The following is an 18287-nucleotide window of genomic DNA, read 5'->3' on the forward strand; positions in this document are numbered from 1 at the left end:
GTTTTTTAAAGTAATCCGTTATATTTTCTAATAAACCACTCCGTGGCTAAGCAAAAGGCTATTGCGAGAAGCAACCATCGAAAATCGATTAAAGATACCACATTTTTGATGCTTTTTTGAATGGGTGTAAACTCTTGATTAACTTGTAAATTATTAATTAACTCATCTACTTGATTAGAAAAATAAGCTTCTCCACTATTATTGTTGGCTAGCGCCAGAAGTTTTTCTGCGTTAGATGATGCTAATTGATTTTCTAAATTAAAAGCAACAATTTTGAATTTACCAGACCTATTAAAATTTTCTCCTTCAACACTAACCATAAAAGTATATTCACCTGCTTTTAAATTACTCAAATCTGCTTGGTAATTTGAATTGTTTAATAGCATAGGCACTTTAGATACCTGCCCTGAATCATCGGTTATTGTTAACATTAAAGAAGCTTTAGCGTCAAAATTGTATGCTTCATCAAAATAAGAGGCAGAAATAGTAGCTAAAGCAGGGGAATCGAATATAGGATTATAATCTAATCGTAATCTGTTTTTAGGCTTAGTGTCTGATAAGTAGCGGATTAGCTGACCAATAAAATCATCAAACTGACTAAAACTTTTGGTGTCTTGATAGGCTTTTGCTCTCCATCTCCAGATATTCTCACCTTGTAATACAGCATACTTAGCATCATCAGAACTGGCTGTAAATAATAAAGGAGTATTTAACTGGCTACCCTTTATTTTTTGATTTAATAAGACTCTAAATGGTGTATTCACAGCAAAGTCACCTAACTGAAAGCGTAACGGAGGGAAACTTTCCACATTAAGTTCACTAATATCGAAAGCGTCAAAAGCTTCATTTTTTGAAGCCTCCACATCTTCCGTTTGACGATAACTTTCTTTTTGAAAATTATTTTGAACTGAGTTTAAAAAATTCCAATCTGTTTGTGAACCCGTAACAATAAAATGTCCAATTTTTCGCTGTTTAGCCTGATTGAAAACATTCATAAACGTTGAATTGGGTTGATAGAGTATTAAAAAATCAAAGTCATCTAAATCTTTACTAGAAATTGAAGGCTGCACTAGGGTTACTGACCGTTGCTCATTGGTTTCTATTGCTTTTTTGAGTGCTCCTAAATCAGGATGCAATAAAGAAGAAACTAAACCAATTTTAGTTTGTTCATCAATAACTTCAATAGCAACTTCTTTTGAATTGTTCACCTTATTCTTTTCTGAAGACAAGGGTTCTACCTCAAAACGAACAGTTTTAAATCCGACTGAAGTGGCCTCAATTTGTCCAGCTATACTTCTAGAATTATTTTTTTTACTAAAGCTTAGGTGTTCTCTAAAGACTCTTTTGCCATTGACATAAACATTTAAGTTGGTATTTTCAGAACTACGTCCAGAATAATTTATGGTAACTTCAAAAGGATAGAAATTATTTAAAAAAGTATATCTATTTACACTAGCCCTGGAAACATACAAATCATCATATTTTGTTGTATCTCCGATAATTATAGGATAAATAGATACATCAGACTTGGCCCTATAAAATTCATAATCAGCACCAACGTTTTGGTTACCATCTGTGACTAGTATTACTTTTGTTGGATTCGTAGCATATATCTCCCCTATATCAGCTAAAGCTTTTGAAATATTGGTGATACTTCCATTGTTTGCTAAACTATCTAATTGATTTAGGCCATCATCAAAATGATGTGAGAATAAAGCAAATCGTTCTGAAAAATCAGTTTTACTAAATTGTTCTTTAATTACGTTTAATTCATTTAGACCATTATTTAAAATAGAAGAAGAATTATCGAATAGTACAACCAGGTTTGATTTTTCAACATAAGGTTCAGAACTTGTAAACTTAGGATTGATTAATAGTAAGAAGGCAAAGAACCATGTTAAAAAGCGCAAAAGAGCCAAAACCCAATTGATTTTAGCTCTTTTAGCTCTAAAAAAGTATTGAAAAATGGCTAACCCTAAAGCTGTAATAGCAGCCAGAACGATTAATAAAAGGGTTTCTATCGCCATTTAAAAATCGATTAGGTTAACATTCCACCGTCTACATTAAGAACTTGACCTGTAATGTAAGCTGACATATCAGAGGCTAAGAATAAACAGGCATTTGCCACGTCTTCTGGTGTTCCCCCTCTTTTTAAAGGAATACCATCTCTCCAACCTTGTACCGTTTTTTCATCGAGTTTGTCTGTCATCTCAGTTTCAATAAACCCAGGTGCTATAGCATTGCAACGAATATTTCTTGAACCTAGTTCTAAGGCTACTGATTTAGTAAAACCAATCATACCAGCTTTGGAGGCGGCATAGTTTGCCTGACCAGCATTACCTTTTACACCAACAACACTACTCATATTAATAATGGAGCCTTTACGTTGTTTAAGCATAGTACGTTGCACTGCTTTGGTCATATTAAAAACCGATTTAAGGTTTATTTCAATAACCGTATCAAAGTCAGCTTCACCCATACGCATTAGCAAATTGTCTTTGGTAATACCCGCATTATTAATTAACACATCAATACCACCAAAATCTTCTAATACATCAGCAACAAGTTTCTCAGCTTCTTCAAAACTACCAGCGTTACTTTTGTATGCCTTTGCCTTAACGCCTTTAGCAGTTAGTTCTTTCTCTAATTCTATTGCAGGTGTTTCACTGGAACTATAAGTAAACGCAACATTTGCGCCATGGTCAGCAAATATTGCTGCTATACCTCTACCAATGCCTCTACTGGCACCAGTAATAATGACATTTTTATCTTGAAGTAACTTCATATTTATATTGGTTGTTAACTATCAAATATAACGTAATGGAAATTGTATTGAATAAAAAAATCCCGAATACTTCGGGATTTATAATAGGTTTAACAGGACGATTATCCCATTACTTCTTTTACTTTTAATCCAATTTCTGCAGGAGAATCCACTACGTGAATTCCACAATCTCGCATAATGGCTTTTTTAGCTTGCGCGGTATCATCACTACCACCTACAATAGCACCAGCATGGCCCATTGTTCTACCTGCAGGTGCAGTTTCACCAGCAATAAAACCTACTATTGGTTTAGTACTTCCACTTTCTTTGTACCACTTAGCAGCTTCAGCCTCTAACTGACCACCAATTTCACCTATCATAACAACAGCATCTGTATCTGGGTCATTAATTAATAGCTCAACCGCTTTTTTTGTTGTAGTTCCAATAATAGGATCACCTCCAATACCAATAGCGGTAGAAATACCTAAACCTTGACGAACTACCTGGTCAGAAGCTTCGTAAGTTAATGTACCTGATTTGGAAACGATGCCTATTTTACCTTGTTTAAAAACAAAACCTGGCATAATACCAACCTTAGCCTCACCTGGAGTAATTACACCAGGGCAGTTAGGACCAATTAGTGTACAATCTCTATCTTGTATGTAATCATATGCCTTAACCATATCAGCCACAGGAATACCTTCAGTAATGGTAATAATAACTTTAATACCTGCATTTGCAGATTCCATAATGGCATCAGCAGCAAATGCTGGAGGCACAAAAATTATAGAAGTGTCAGCTCCAACTTTTTCTACTGCTTCTTGTACGGTATTAAAAACTGGTTTTCCAAGATGTTCTTGACCACCTTTACCAGGTGTAACACCACCAACGATGTTGGTACCATATTCAATCATTTGTTCGGCATGGAAGGTTCCTTCGCTACCTGTAAAGCCTTGAACTATAATTTTAGAATCTTTGTTGACTAAAACACTCATATAATTTTCAATTTGGTCGTAAAAATACTGCTTCAATTAAGAAGATAAAAACCTCCAAAATCAAAACTTGTTTAATTTTTCAATAATTTTTGGAATTTGCCTCACTTGAGCCAATTGTTTTAATTTACTTTTTGCTTCTTCAGCAGGACTACCAAAATAGGTAGTTTCTCCTTCCAAAGACTTTGAAATTCCTGATTGCGCTAATATTACTGCTTTTTTTCCTATAGTTATTCCACTGATAATTCCTACTTGGCCCCATAGGGTTACTTCATCTTCAATAACAACACAACCTGCAATGCCGCATTGGGAAGCAATTAAACAGCGTTCACCAATAACGGTGTCATGCCCTACTTGAATCTGATTATCAAGTTTACTTCCTTTTTTAATAGTAGTATCACCAGTAACACCTCTATCAATTGTACAACCAGCACCTATATCTACACCATCTTCGATAACTACTCGCCCACCAGATAATAATTTATCAAAGTGGGTAGTTCTCTTTTTATAATAAAAGGCATCTGCACCTAAGATTGTGCCTGCATGAATAGTAACATTATCACCTATAACGCAATCATCATAAATGGTAACATTAGGATGAATTACTGTATTGCTACCAATAACTACATTATTACCAATAAAAGCGTTAGGTTGAATTACAGTTCCTTCCCCTATTTTAGCAGATGTAGCAATTACTGCATCAGCAGCTACAAATGGTTTAAAAAATTTTGTTAACGAATTAAAGTGTGTAAAAGGGTCATCTGAAATTAGAAGCGATTTACCTTCAGGACAATCTACTTTTTTATTGATTAGCACTGTTGTTGCAGCAGATTCAAGTGCTTTGTTGTAATATTTGGGGTGATCCACAAAAACAATATCGCCTTTTTCTACCACATGAATCTCATTCATACCCAGCACAGGAAAATTTGGGTCGCCCACAAATTCAACGTTTAAAAGCGAAGCTATTTCTTCAAGGGTGTATTCCCTAGGAAATTTCATGAATCTTATTCTTTAGAACGTTCTTGATAAGAACTTGTGGCAGTATCAATTTTAATTTTATCACCTTCATTAATAAACAAAGGAACATTAATTCTTGCACCAGTTTCCACGGTAGCTGGTTTAGTAGCATTGGTGGCGGTGTTACCTTTTACACCAGGTTCTGTATGCGTTACTTCTAACACAACACTTGCTGGCATTTCAACTGAAAGTGGCATTTGGTCTTCAGTATTAAATATAATGGAAACAACTTCACCTTCTTTTAAAAGCTCAGGTGTATCTAAACTATCTTTTTCTAGGGTAATCTGGTTGTAATCATCAGTATTCATAAAGTGAAAAGTGTCCCCTTCTGGGTATAAAAACTGATAGGAACGTGTCTCTACACGCACGTCATCTATTTTGTGACCCGCTGAGAAAGTATTATCAATAACTTTACCAGAAGTTACGCTCTTCAACTTTGTTCTAACAAATGCAGGACCTTTACCAGGTTTAACGTGTAAGAATTCTATGATTTTGTAAATGTCATGGTTGTAACGAATGCACAACCCTTTTCTGATGTCTGAAGTACTTGCCATATATTAGTTTGAGCTAAAATAACCTTTCATAATACCACGTTGAGAATCTCGTATAAACTGAAGTATTTCATCTCTTTCTGGAGTTGCCTCCATTTCAGCTTCTATGATTTCTGCGGCTTGTGAGTTATTATAATTATTTTGATATAAGATTCTATAAATATTCTGAATTTCACGAATTTTACTGGATTCAAATCCTCTTCTACGTAAACCAACAGAGTTAATACCTACATAAGACAAAGGCTCTCTAGCGGCTTTAACAAAAGGTGGTACATCTTTTCTTACCAATGAACCTCCCGTTACAAAAGCATGATGCCCAACAGAGACAAATTGATGAACCGCAACCATACCTGCTAAAACCACATTTTCTCCAATAGTTACATGACCTGCCAGAGTAGAATTGTTGCTAAAAATACATCCATTACCAACTATACAATCATGTGCAACATGTGAATATGCCATAATTAAACAGTTATCTCCGATAACTGTCTTCATACGGTCAGAAGTTCCTTTATTAATGGTAACACATTCTCTAATAGTAGTATTATCGCCAATAATTACCGTAGTTTCCTCCCCTTGATATTTTAGGTCTTGAGGCATAGCAGAAATTACTGAGCCAGGAAAAATACTGCAATTCTTTCCTATTCTAGCGCCTTCCATAATGGTAACGTTAGAACCTATCCATGTTCCTTCACCTATGGTAACGTTATTATGAATTGTAGTAAACGGTTCAATTACAACGTTTTTTGCAATTTTAGCACCTGGGTGCACATATGCCAATGGTTGATTCATAATTTATTATTCGTTACCCTTAACTTTTACAATTTGAGCCATTAGTTCAGCTTCAGAAACTAACTTACCATTAGCATAAGCATAGGCCTGCATATGGCAAATACCTCTTCTGATAGGAGCAATTAAGTCGCACTTAAAAATTAGTGTATCTCCCGGGCCTACTTGATGCTTGAATTTTACCTTGTCTATTTTCATGAAATACGTAAGGTAATTTTCAGGGTCTGGAACGGTACTCAACACCAATATACCACCTGTTTGTGCCATTGCTTCAACTTGCAAAACACCTGGCATTACTGGAGCACCAGGAAAATGACCTACAAAAAAAGGTTCATTCATGGTTACGTTCTTTACCCCAACAACATGAGAATCAGAAAGTTCCAAAATCTTATCTACCAATAAAAATGGGGGTCTATGTGGAAGCATATCCATAATTTTTACCACATCCATTAATGGCTGTTGATTCAAATCAAAATTTGGAACCTTATTCCGTTTTTCAATTTTTATAATCTTAGAAACCTTTTTAGCAAATTGAGTATTAACAAAATGCCCTGGTTTATTAGCAATTACTTTTCCTCTTATTCGGGTTCCGATTAACGCTAAATCACCAATTACATCTAAGAGTTTATGTCTTGCTGCTTCGTTTGGTTGATGCAGCGTAAGGTTATCTAAAATACCATTAGGCTTAACTGAAAGTTTCTCTTTATTAAATGCCTTTTCTAGCTTTTTTTGAGTTTCTTGAGAAATCTCTTTATCTACATAAACAATAGCGTTATTAAGGTCACCACCTTTAATTAACCCATGCTCTAAAAGCATTTCTAACTCATGTAAAAAACTAAATGTACGGGCATAAGCTATTTCATCTTTAAAATCAGACATGTGTTCCAAAGTAGCATTTTGTGTGCCTAAAACTTTGGTTCCAAAATCAACCATTGTGGTTACTTGATATTCATCTGACGGGATGATAGTTATTTCACTACCTGTATTCTCATCTTTATAAGATATCACATCTTTTATCACAAATTCTTCCCGAAATGCCTCTTGCTCCGCAATACCTGCTTTTTCTAATGCTTCCACAAAGAATTTTGAAGAACCGTCCATTATTGGTGGTTCAGGAGCATTCAGCTCTATTAGAACATTATCAATATCCAAACCTATTAAAGCAGCTAGAACATGCTCAGAGGTATGAATTTTAACCCCGTTCTTTTCCAGGTTTGTTCCTCTTTGCGTATTTACCACATAATTTGCATCTGCTTCAATAATGGGTTCTCCTTCTAAATCAACACGTTTAAAAGCAAAACCATGATTTTCAGGCGCAGGTAAAAATGTCATGGTAACATTTTCGCCAGTATGCAAACCTACCCCTTCTAGGGTTACTTTATTTTGTAATGTTTTTTGTTTGATGTCAGTTGTTGTCACCATTATTCTGTTTTTCTAATTCAGAAATTCGTGAATCTATTTTTGCCAAGTTCTTAAAATGAACGTATGACTTATTATAATCTCCATAATTAAGAGCGGGAGAACCTTGAAGCACTTCATCATCCTTTACATTTCTGCCAATACCAGATTGTGCTTGTATTCTAACTCTATTCCCTATTGTGATATGACCAACGATACCTACTTGGCCGCCAATCATGCAATTTTTTCCAATTTTAGTTGAACCTGCAATTCCGGTTTGGGCTGCAATTACCGTATTCTCACCAATTTCAACGTTATGCGCTATCTGTATTTGATTATCCAGTTTTACACCTCTCCTTAATACTGTGGAACCCAAAGTAGCACGGTCTATTGTTGTACCGGCTCCTACATCTACATTATCTTCTATAATAACATTACCGGTTTGAGGTACTTTAGAAAACTCACCTTTTTCATTTGGAGCAAAACCAAAACCATCAGCACCAATTATTACCCCGCTATGCAAGACACAATTATTACCTACCAAGGTTTCAGAATAAATCTTTGCACCAGCAAAAATTACTACGTTATCACCAATGGTAACATTATCCCCTATATATACATTCGGATAAATCTTAACATTAGTACCAATAGTTACATTATTACCCAAGTAAGAAAAAGCACCTAGGTAAAACCCAGCGCCATATTTTGTATTCTCAGAAATAAATGAAGGTGATTCAATACCTTCTTTATTGTTTTTAACTTGATTGTAATATTCTAATAATTTAGAAAACGATTTATATGCATCCTCTACACGAATTAAGGTAGTGCTTAAATCTTGATCAGGAACAAAATCTTTATTTACTATAGTAATTGAAGCTTTTGTAGAGTATATGTATTGCGTGTATTTGGGATTGGCTAAAAAAGTCAATGAACCATTCTCCCCTTCTTCAATTTTAGAAAGTTTATGAACGGCTACTTCAGGATTTCCCTGTACTTCCCCTTCTAAAATTCCGGCAATTTGAGTAGCTGTAAACTTCATAATTTCGGCAAAAGTAACGTTTTTTTGGTCAAACTAATGCTTTAGGATAACACATATAATATTTAGTTACCTCTTTTGAGAGGGCTTTAATATTTAAATGATCAGAAGCTTTTGCTACGTCAATAACTTTTCCATTTTTCTTAAGTATATTAATGTTTTGCTCACGTTCATTATAAGCCCTGTTGCCAATTGTTCCTTCTATTACAAAGTATTTTGCTTCGTCTTCATTAAAATTAAATAGTTTCATCACCTCTAATAACTTAGCTTCATAAGCACCTTCTTCAAAGGGTTTTTTCTTTATTTTCACTTTTGGCAGTTTTCTATTTATCAACATTTTGCAAAGGCTAGAAAGAATTTTATCATCATGATATTGCCACTCTTTTATAGCCATCATAATATCTATATCATCTAGTTTTGCAAAAGCATCCAAATCAAAATCAATAGTAGCAAACGTATCTTTTCTAAGAAAATACATAAGCGAACTACTACACTTTAATTCCGTTCCTTCTGAAATTAAAAACTTAGCGCGTTTAATAATCTTACCAAGTAACAATTCAGCAACCAAGCTTGTTTTATGCAAATACACCTGCCAATACATAAATCTACGAGCCATCAGAAATTTTTCCACAGAATAAATTCCTTTTTCCTCTACTACGAGCTCATCATTTCTAACGTTAAGCATAGACAACAAGCGCTGTGAACTTATATTACCCTCAGTAACACCACTAAAAAAACTATCTCGTTTAAGATAATCTAATCGGTCCATATCTAACTGACTTGAAACCAATTGATTTAAAAACTTTTTAGGATGAGTCCCTTGAAAAATTGAAATCACCATGGCTAATTCACCATTAAACTCGGTGTTCAATTTTTTCATAAATAGCAAAGAAATTTCTTCATGACCAACCCCTTCTACCAGGTGTCCTTCAAGCGCATGAGAAATGGGTCCGTGACCAATATCATGCAATAGAATAGTTGCTAAAAGGGCTTTTTCTTCTTCCGTAGTAATTTCAACTCCTTTAAATTTTAGTTGAGCAATGGCATCTTTCATTAAATGCATACTGCCTAAGGCATGATGAAAACGTGTGTGATGGGCTCCAGGATAAACCAAGTAAGATAACCCCATTTGAGAAATTCTTCTCAAACGCTGAAAATAGCGATGTTCCAGTAAATTGTAAATCAATTCGTTTGGAATGCCAATAAAACCATAGATTGGGTCGTTAAATATTTTGAACTTATTTGTCAAAGCTTATTTCTTAAGAACGGCAAAGATAACACCTGTATGAAAATGAAAACACCTTCAATATTGTGGGTCGATGATGAAATCGACCTATTAAAGCCTCATATTTTATTTCTAGAAAAGAAAAATTACAAAGTTACCACTGCACAAAGTGGGCAAGATGCGCTAGAGGAAATTAGAAATACAAGATTTGATATTGTTTTTTTAGATGAAAACATGCCAGGTATCAGCGGATTGGAAACCTTGCAAGAAATAAAGCAAATAAATGCTTCTTTACCAGTTGTTATGATTACTAAGAGCGAAGAGGAATATTTAATGGATGAGGCTATTGGTAGCAAAATAGCCGATTATTTAATAAAACCTGTTAATCCTAATCAGATTCTACTATCACTTAAAAAGTCGCTAGAAAATTCACGCTTGGTATCTGAAAGAACATCAGCTAGTTACCAACAAGAATTTCGTAAGATAGCTATGGACATGGCTATGGTAAATACCTTTGAAGAATGGGCTGAGTTGTATCAAAAATTAATTTACTGGGAACTTGAGTTAGAACAAATTGAAGATTCTGGTATGTTTGAAATTCTGGAGTCTCAAAAAACGGAAGCCAACACACAGTTTAGCAAGTTTGTAGACAAAAACTATCGTGATTGGTTTCAAAATGCAGAAGGCCCTATAATGTCTCATACGCTATTTAAAAATCTAATTAAACCCGAGCTAAAAGATTCCAAAACGCTGCTTGTGGTTATAGATAATTTACGGTATGATCAATGGCAAGCTATTGAAGAAGTTATTGGAATTCATTACAAAAAAACAAAAGAAGAACCCTATTACAGCATTTTACCAACGGCAACACAGTATGCTAGAAATGCTATTTTCTCTGGTTTAACACCATTAGAAATGGAACGCCAACACCCCAATTGGTGGAAAAACGACACCGATGAAGGTGGTAAAAATCTTTTTGAAGCCGAGTTCTTGGGAGCGCAATTAAAACGTCTTGGGCTTACTTTAAAGTGGGATTACCATAAAATAAGCAGTTTGAAAAAAGGTAAACAGTTGGCTCAAAATTTTGGATCACATAAAGACAATGATTTAACCGTTGTGGTTTACAATTTTGTTGATATGCTATCTCATGCTAAAACCGAAATGGAGGTAATTAGAGAATTGGCAGGTAGCGATAAAGCTTATAGATCTTTAACATTAAGTTGGTTTAAAAACTCACCATTACTTGAAATTATACAACAAGCGCAAAATTTAGGGCTTAAACTAGTGCTAACCACCGACCACGGCACCATAAACGTAAAGCAACCTTCTAAAGTTATTGGTGATCGAGAAACTAGTTTAAACCTCAGGTACAAAACTGGCCGTAGCCTTACGTATGAAGATAAAGAAGTATTGGCTGCTACAGAACCTAAAAAGATACAATTACCAACTTTAAACGTTAGCAGCTCTTTTATCTTTGCAAAGAATGATATGTTTTTTGCTTATCCAAACAACTACAATCATTATGTAAGTTATTACAGAAACACCTATCAGCATGGCGGTGTTAGTTTAGAGGAAATGATTATTCCTTTTGTAGTTTTGGAACCAAAATAGAAACATGAAATTTCAGTATACGGAGAAAGAGATTTCAGAAGCCGCAAAACTTGTTCTCAGACAAGCTAAAAATTCTAAAGTAATTGCGTTCTATGGTGATATGGGTGCCGGTAAAACCACCTTAATTAAGGCAATAATAAAAGAATTAGGAGCTATAGATTCTGGTAGTAGCCCAACTTTTGGTTTGGTAAATGAATATTTAAATAAAGATGGCGACATATTTGCCTTTCATTTTGATTGCTATCGGCTAAACAACGAAACCGAAGCATTAGACCTAGGTATAGAGGAATATTTATACGACAACAAATGGGTATTTATAGAATGGCCAAAACACATTTCATCGATTTTACCAACCGATACATTACATTTTAATGTGCATTTCGTCGATAAAAACATACGTTTTATCGAAACTGTAAATTCTTAAAAATTCGTTAAGTCATATTTTCTTACATTCATAACAGAGCACGCATGAAAATCGATTAAAAGTTCCCTTTAACCGTTAAAATGCAATTTTTATCGGTGTACTACACTTTTTTTGGTTATGTTTGTTCAGAATGAATTCATTTATTAACCAAATACTTTAATTACGATGAACACTAAAAAAGTATTTTTTGGCTTGATGGCCGTAGCATTTTTAGCAATGGCAACTGTTTCAACTACAGTTCTTAACGAAGACACTGTTAAACAAGAAACAAGTATCAAGAAAAAGGGGCAGAAAAGATTCTAGTAATTTAATCTGTTCAACAATTAAAAAGGCTCCTAAATTAGGAGTCTTTTTTTATGCAATAATTTTGAAAGGTTGGTGTTGTATTAATATGTCGAAAAAAACTACTCTTAAACAAAAGTTTTTAATTGAGGGGTTAATTTCCATATTAATAGTGATTTCACCTATTTTACACTATGCCTGGAAATATATCCCATATGGAGAACAAGAAATAAAATTTCTATGGATAGTATTGGATGCAAATGGATTTGACGATGTAGGCAATGCTGTTTATTACTACCTACTTAAATTCATCCCTTTAATGTTATTGTTCATTTGGTTTATTACCTGCAAAGAATGGTGGTATCATGCCATAATTATTCCTATAACAATGTATGGTTTTCAATTACTTTCAGTTTTGACATTGGAATCAAATGTAACAGATGAAAATGAAATTCTATATATAGTTGTGGTCGCTATGGTAATTACACCCGTAGTATATTTTGTTCGATTAAAACTGGTTGACAAATATGTGCATGGTATTGACTTAAAAGCCATGGAAACAGAACTTGGTTTATTAAAACAGAAACAAGACCTTGAAAAACAATTAGAGGAATTGGAACGTAAAAAAGAAGCCCTTGCCAAAAAAATGTAACTTTGGCAAAACTCAATAGCGTCAACGTTAATGAACCAACCTTCTTCACCTTTTAGCAAACAACAATTGCTTCCGCAAGAAGAAACCCTTGAAATCTTAAAGCAAAAAGGGGAGCTTTTCATAGGTATACCCAAAGAAAATCAATACCAAGAAAAACGTATTTGCCTAACACCAGATGCAGTAAACGCTTTAACCTCAAATGGTCACAGAGTTTTAATAGAAGCTGGGGCTGGTGAAGGCGCTAATTATACTGACAAAGAATTTGTAGATGCAGGTGCTGAGGTAACCAACGATAAGAAAAAGGTTTTTGGTTGCCCCATAATTTTAAAAGTAGAGCCCGCTACCCTATTTGAGATTTCGTTGTTGAATCCGCAAACAATTCTAATCTCTGCGCTTCAAATTAAAACTCAAGAAAAAAGGTACTTTGAAGAGTTAGCAAAAAAACGAGTTACCGCCATAGCATTTGAATTTATACAAGATGATGAAGGTAAATATCCTGCGGTACGTTCTTTAAGTGAAATTGCTGGTATTTCTTCCATATTAATTGCTGCTGAACTTACTGCCATTACCAATAAAGGTAACGGATTAATGTTTGGTAATATTAGTGGAGTGCCGCCTGTTGAAGTAGTTATTCTTGGAGCAGGTACGGTTGGCGAATTTGCTGCGCGTTCAGCTTTAGGTTTAGGAGCAAACATTAAAGTATTTGACAACTCGTTAACTAAATTAAGAAACATACAAACCAATCTAAACAGAACAATTTACACTTCTACCATTCAACCAAAAAACTTATTAAAAGCGTTAAAACGCTGCGATGTAGCTATTGGTGCGGTTCGCGGACAAGACCGTTCACCTGTTTTAGTTTCAAGTACTATGGTTGAACATATGAAAAAAGGAGCTGTTATTATTGATGTCAGCATAGACATGGGTGGTTGTTTTGAAACTTCAGAAATTACCTCTCACGACAAACCTACCTTTGACAAATATGGGGTTATCCACTATGGAGTTCCCAACATACCGGCTAGATATCCAAGAACTTCTTCCATTTCAATTAGTAATATATTTACCCCATATTTACTAAAAATTGGTGAAGATGGAGGGCTTGAGAATTCATTGCGATTTGACAAAGGCTTGCGTAGCGGTTTATACATGTATCATGGAATTTTAACCAATAAGTCTGTAGGTAATTGGTTTGACCTATCTTCGAATGATATTAACTTTTTAATTTTTTAAATGGCGTTTTTAAAGCGTTTAGGCTGGTATATGGTTGGAGTATCCATAGGCCTTATATTTTTAGCATTTATTTTAAAGAAAAAAGGCGGTGAAAACGGAATTGATTTTTGTTATTTACCTAATTGCCGCGTTTTAAAAGACATTAGGTCAAAGAGTTTTGAGTTTAATGGCAAAGAAAATTTAAAGTATAGCAACTTACCTGAAAACATACAGGCTATTCTTAAAGATGGTAACATTGATTTTAGAGAAAGTAATACCAAAACATCACCTTGCAAAACATATCTAATAGTGGATGATGACAATGAAAATTTTGTTATTACTGTAGAAAATTGCCCTGAAAAAGCAACAGTGATAACAGAATGAGAAAGCTATATTTTTCTTCGTTTTCGCTCTTTTTTCAACAAATCTAACTCTCTAGTGGTTTGTCCAGCAACCGAAGTGTTTTCCTCTGCCCTTCTTATTAAATAAGGCATTACGTCTCTTACCGGACCGTAGGGTAAGTATTTTGAAACATTATAACCTTGGTCAGCTAAATTATAACTGATATTATCACTCATACCGTATAATTGTCCAAACCAAATATTAGGATGGTTATTTGGCATATTACGTTGTTTCATTAAATCTATTAATAGATAGCTACTATTTTCATTATGAGTGCCCGCAAAAATGGTAAAAACATTGGTATGCTCAATCATAAAGCGCAAAGCATCATCAAAATTATCATCTGTGGCCTTTTTAGACTTGCATATAGGTGAGGTATATCCGTTTTCTTCTGCTCTATTATTCTCCTTTTCAAGATAAGCCCCACGCACTACCTTTATTCCTACTTTAAAACCCTCTTTTACAGCAATCTCATGCAAGGTTACTAAAAATGATAATCTATCCCATCTATATAACTGTGCTGTGTTGTAAACCACAGGTCTTACTTTGTTATACTTGCGCATCATATCCAAAGCCAATTCATCCGCGGCAAGTTGTATCCAGCTTTCCTCGGCATCAATTAGTAATGAAACTTCAAGGTCATATGCTTTTTTACATACCTTATCATACCTATTCACTACTCTACCCCATTCCGCTTCTTCATCTGTAGTGAGTTTTTCACCATTGCTTTTTTTCTCTAATAATTCAAAACGACCAAATGCCGTTGGCTTAAAAACAGCAAATGGTATAGCCTCTTTTTCTTTTACAAAATCAAGAACTCTCAGGATTTTTTCAAACGCATGATCTAATTGATTCTCAATAACTTTACCTTCTACAGAATAGTCTAAAATTGAATGTACTTTTTGCGTATACATTTTATCAATTACGGGTAAACAATCTTCTTCATTAACTCCACCACAGAAATGGTCAAAAACAGTTGCCCTAATTAACCCATCTACGGGTAAATTGGCATTAATTGCAAAGTTGGTAACCGCGGTTCCAATTCGAACTAAGGGTTGATTAGCAATTAGCTTAAAAAGGAAATATGCACGTTCCAATTCAGAATCGCTTTTTAAACGAAATGCCGTTGCAGTATCCTCAAAAATCCTTTTCATTTTTATCAAATATTTAAAGATTCAAAGATAAATCGGGATTTGGTATTGATTTGCTAAAAATGTAACTATTTTTCACCCCAAATTTTTTTCAGTTTAAAAACTACATGGATTCAAACGTTCATTTTGAAGATTTAGGAATAGCTGCTTTAAAATTGGCTTTAAGTCAAAAGAACTATTCCAAAATAATCATATTAGTTGATGAGAATACGAAGATTCACTGCTTACCAAAAGTTTTACAGTGGATAACGCTCGTAGATGAGAACGTAATTGAAATGCCTGCAGGTGAGATTAATAAAACCATTGAAACCTGCTGTATGGTTTGGCAGAAACTTGCTGATTTTGGAGCAGACCGTAAATCTCTTTTATTGAATATTGGAGGGGGTGTAGTAACTGACCTAGGAGGTTTTGTAGCATCTACCTATAAAAGAGGAATTGATTTTATTAATATTCCCACAACCCTATTAGCAATGGTTGATGCCTCTGTAGGAGGTAAAACAGGTGTAGATTTTGGAATGTTAAAAAATCAGATAGGCGTAATAAATTCGCCACAAGCAGTTATTGTTCACTCTGAATTTTTAAGCACCCTAGAGAAAAGACAGTTCATAAGTGGTTATGCAGAAATGCTAAAGCATGGTTTAATAGCAAATGAAGAACACTGGACTACCCTAGAGCAAAAAAAATTAGCTATAAATGAAGAGTTAATAAAAAATTCTGTCGCCATTAAAGCGGCGATAGTAGCTAACGACCCTTATGAACAAGGAGAGCGTAAAAAACTCAATTTTGGACATACCTTAGGTCATGCCATAGAATCGTATTTTTTAGAGAAAAATTTTAAAAACGATTTACTACATGGTGAGGCTATTGCTGTAGGCATGATTTTAGAGGCTTACCTTTCTCACAAACTATGTGGATTATCAAAAATTGAGATGGATGAAATCAAGACAGTAATTACTTCATTTTATTCAAAAGTAAATATAGACAGCATGGAACATGAAGAAATATTGTCTTATATGAAGCATGACAAAAAGAACTCTCACGGCAACGTTAATTTTACACTACTTACGGCAATTGGTCATGCTGTTTTTGACAAGAAAGTAGATGAGAGATTATTTAAAGAGGCATTTTCTTACTACAACCAAGCATAACTTCGCCTACTAAAATCTGAATTACACAACTCTTTAAAAAAGCACTTGCAAAAAATTTATAGTTTAGGTTAAGCGAATCAAAATTAACCTACTATGAAACGTGCAATTATTGATTACAAAAGACTAGACAATTATACAGCAGGCTTATTGATTGATGCCTATCCACATGGTTATGGAGATGATGACATCATTATTCTAAAAAAACCTAACGGTGATATTATAGAAGCTGTGGAATTAAAAACTCCAGACACTATTTTTTTGGTAAAGATTAGTAAAAGCTTATCAAACTTTATTGCCAATTTTGATTCTGCTATAGGGAAAGAACTACGCGAAGAATCAAAAGCTGAGGATTTAGAAACTAGCGACCTTAATTCTGATGATAGTGACTAAATAAGATTCAGATATCGTTCTTTAATGATATCTATATGATGTAGTTGATGTCCACAGATAACAAAACCAATAGCCCTAACACTCATTTGAGAATTACTTGCTGTACCAATTCGCGCTAAATCACTAGTAGAAAAGTGTTGAAACAAAGAAAGAGTAGATTGTCGTAACAACCTACCCTCTTCAATTAAACTTATTTTTGTTCTTAGGTTTGCATTTGATGCTACTACATAATTATTTTCATCAAAACCTGGAAGCGAAGTGTTATCATTTCTTGCAAAGCGTAAGGCTCTATATTGAAAAATTCTCTCTGCGTCATTTAAATGTAAAAGAACTTCTGCCAACGTCCACTTATTAACAGCATAGGCATAGTTCAACTTGGAAGACGAAATTTTTTCACCTATCGTAATCCATTGATTTAAAGAGTGTTGAAATGACTCACTTAACGTTTTACCTTTACATTTATTAATATAAACCTGATAAAACGAATTAAACTCAGAATCAGTTATGTCGGCTATTGTTAATGTATTATAGCTCATTGAATATAGTATGCATCAGACGCTTTTTATCGTTGATACTTTCTTCTAAAGAAATCATGGTTTCTGTTCTGCTAATACCATCAATATCATCAACCTTAAATATGATATTCTTAGCGTGTGTAGTATCTCTAGCGCGAATTTTACAGAAAATATTGAATTTACCTGTTGTTATATGCGCTACAGTAACATACGGAATTTGATTCAACCGCTCTAAAACAAATTTAGTTTGGTGTGTTTTTTCGAGAAATATGCCTACGTAAGCTATAAAAGAATAGCCCAGTTTTACGTAATCTAAAGTCAAAGAAGAACCTTTAATTATACCCGCTTCTTCCATTTTTTTAACTCTTACGTGTACAGTACCAGCAGAAATAAGCAATTTCTTGGCAATGTCAGTAAAAGGCGTCCTTGTGTTATCAATCAACATATCAAGGATTTGGTGGTCTATTTCATCAAGCTTTACCTTACTCATACTTAAAATTTTGCAACAAATTTAAACATTAACATAAAATAGTACAGAAAAAATATAGAAATATTGACAAAACAGCAAAATAACGTGTTGAAACGACATATTCACAAATGTAATTAGGAATAAAAATTCATTTATAGAAGTGGCAAAAGAAATGGTTTACAAGGGTCTAGTTCAACATATAGTAGTATACAAATGTAAAATGCATAAATTAACATAGGTTACGTTTGTGAATTTATATTGT

At 34.1% G+C, this 18287-nt stretch carries 19 protein-coding genes; 7 read left to right on the forward strand and 12 right to left on the reverse strand.

Features of this window, described 5'->3' with window-relative positions; genetic code table 11:
* Positions 1-5: 5 nt before the first annotated feature.
* The 9 genes from H5V42_RS02440 to H5V42_RS02480 form a co-directional block, all read right to left on the reverse strand.
* A complete protein-coding gene (locus tag H5V42_RS02440; protein WP_185781525.1) occupies positions 6-2027 on the reverse strand; it encodes a vWA domain-containing protein in 2022 nt (673 codons plus the stop codon).
* 11 nt (positions 2028-2038) lie between these two features.
* Positions 2039-2785 (reverse strand): 3-oxoacyl-[acyl-carrier-protein] reductase, encoded by a 747-nt coding sequence (fabG, locus tag H5V42_RS02445; protein ID WP_185781526.1) that lies wholly within the window; start codon positions 2783-2785, stop codon positions 2039-2041.
* Positions 2786-2886: 101 nt separating this feature from the next.
* Positions 2887-3759 (reverse strand): succinate--CoA ligase subunit alpha, encoded by an 873-nt coding sequence (gene sucD / locus H5V42_RS02450; protein ID WP_185781527.1) that lies wholly within the window; start codon positions 3757-3759, stop codon positions 2887-2889.
* 60 nt (positions 3760-3819) lie between these two features.
* The gene (locus H5V42_RS02455; protein WP_185781528.1) at positions 3820-4755 is read right to left on the reverse strand and encodes a UDP-3-O-(3-hydroxymyristoyl)glucosamine N-acyltransferase; all 936 of its coding nucleotides are present in this window, start codon (positions 4753-4755) and stop codon (positions 3820-3822) included.
* A 5-nt stretch (positions 4756-4760) separates the two neighbouring features.
* The gene (efp, locus tag H5V42_RS02460) at positions 4761-5327 is read right to left on the reverse strand and encodes an elongation factor P (RefSeq protein ID WP_185781529.1); all 567 of its coding nucleotides are present in this window, start codon (positions 5325-5327) and stop codon (positions 4761-4763) included.
* A 3-nt stretch (positions 5328-5330) separates the two neighbouring features.
* A complete protein-coding gene (lpxA, locus tag H5V42_RS02465) occupies positions 5331-6116 on the reverse strand; it encodes an acyl-ACP--UDP-N-acetylglucosamine O-acyltransferase (RefSeq protein WP_185781530.1) in 786 nt (261 codons plus the stop codon).
* A 6-nt stretch (positions 6117-6122) separates the two neighbouring features.
* Positions 6123-7535, reverse strand: coding sequence for a bifunctional UDP-3-O-[3-hydroxymyristoyl] N-acetylglucosamine deacetylase/3-hydroxyacyl-ACP dehydratase (locus tag H5V42_RS02470; protein WP_185781531.1), 1413 nt, complete (start codon positions 7533-7535; stop codon positions 6123-6125).
* Positions 7519-8550: a UDP-3-O-(3-hydroxymyristoyl)glucosamine N-acyltransferase gene (lpxD, locus tag H5V42_RS02475; RefSeq protein ID WP_185781532.1), complete on the reverse strand. Its 1032-nt coding sequence runs from the start codon at positions 8548-8550 to the stop codon at positions 7519-7521. The genes H5V42_RS02470 and lpxD overlap by 17 nt, the downstream gene beginning before the upstream one ends.
* Positions 8551-8578: 28 nt before the next feature.
* On the reverse strand, positions 8579-9796 hold the full coding sequence (locus H5V42_RS02480; RefSeq protein WP_185781533.1) for an HD domain-containing protein: 1218 nt from the start codon (positions 9794-9796) through the stop codon (positions 8579-8581).
* 42 nt (positions 9797-9838) lie between these two features.
* On the opposite strand from H5V42_RS02480, the gene porX reads away from it, so the two are divergent.
* From porX to H5V42_RS02505, 5 genes are all read left to right on the forward strand, one after another.
* On the forward strand, positions 9839-11383 hold the full coding sequence (gene porX / locus H5V42_RS02485) for a T9SS response regulator signal transducer PorX (protein ID WP_185781534.1): 1545 nt from the start codon (positions 9839-9841) through the stop codon (positions 11381-11383).
* Between the two features lie 4 nt (positions 11384-11387).
* Complete coding sequence (tsaE, locus tag H5V42_RS02490) at positions 11388-11807, forward strand: tRNA (adenosine(37)-N6)-threonylcarbamoyltransferase complex ATPase subunit type 1 TsaE (RefSeq protein WP_185781535.1); 420 nt, start codon at positions 11388-11390, stop codon at positions 11805-11807.
* 454 nt (positions 11808-12261) lie between these two features.
* Positions 12262-12741 (forward strand): hypothetical protein, encoded by a 480-nt coding sequence (locus H5V42_RS02495; protein WP_229665639.1) that lies wholly within the window; start codon positions 12262-12264, stop codon positions 12739-12741.
* A gap of 30 nt (positions 12742-12771) precedes the next feature.
* Positions 12772-13971: an alanine dehydrogenase gene (locus tag H5V42_RS02500; protein ID WP_185781537.1), complete on the forward strand. Its 1200-nt coding sequence runs from the start codon at positions 12772-12774 to the stop codon at positions 13969-13971.
* Complete coding sequence (locus H5V42_RS02505; RefSeq protein WP_185781538.1) at positions 13972-14334, forward strand: DUF4258 domain-containing protein; 363 nt, start codon at positions 13972-13974, stop codon at positions 14332-14334.
* Positions 14335-14339: 5 nt separating this feature from the next.
* Here H5V42_RS02505 and H5V42_RS02510 read toward each other — a convergent pair whose 3' ends face one another.
* Positions 14340-15506, reverse strand: coding sequence for a proline dehydrogenase family protein (locus H5V42_RS02510; protein WP_185781539.1), 1167 nt, complete (start codon positions 15504-15506; stop codon positions 14340-14342).
* Positions 15507-15610: 104 nt separating this feature from the next.
* On the opposite strand from H5V42_RS02510, the gene aroB reads away from it, so the two are divergent.
* Positions 15611-16651 carry a 3-dehydroquinate synthase gene (aroB, locus tag H5V42_RS02515; protein ID WP_185781540.1) on the forward strand — a complete coding sequence of 347 codons (1041 nt, stop codon included), beginning with the start codon at positions 15611-15613 and terminating at the stop codon, positions 16649-16651.
* Between the two features lie 93 nt (positions 16652-16744).
* Positions 16745-17041, forward strand: a complete 297-nt coding sequence (locus tag H5V42_RS02520) for a hypothetical protein (RefSeq protein WP_185781541.1) — start codon at positions 16745-16747, stop codon at positions 17039-17041.
* Here the strand turns inward: H5V42_RS02520 and H5V42_RS02525 are convergent.
* Entirely contained in the window at positions 17038-17577 is a 540-nt protein-coding gene (locus H5V42_RS02525; RefSeq protein WP_185781542.1) for a DinB family protein, read from the reverse strand. The genes H5V42_RS02520 and H5V42_RS02525 overlap by 4 nt on opposite strands.
* A complete protein-coding gene (locus tag H5V42_RS02530; RefSeq protein ID WP_185781543.1) occupies positions 17567-18046 on the reverse strand; it encodes an Lrp/AsnC family transcriptional regulator in 480 nt (159 codons plus the stop codon). The genes H5V42_RS02525 and H5V42_RS02530 overlap by 11 nt, the downstream gene beginning before the upstream one ends.
* Positions 18047-18287: the final 241 nt, after the last annotated feature.

Source organism: Croceivirga lutea (assembly GCF_014235875.1).
Lineage (GTDB): Bacteria > Bacteroidota > Bacteroidia > Flavobacteriales > Flavobacteriaceae > Croceivirga > Croceivirga lutea.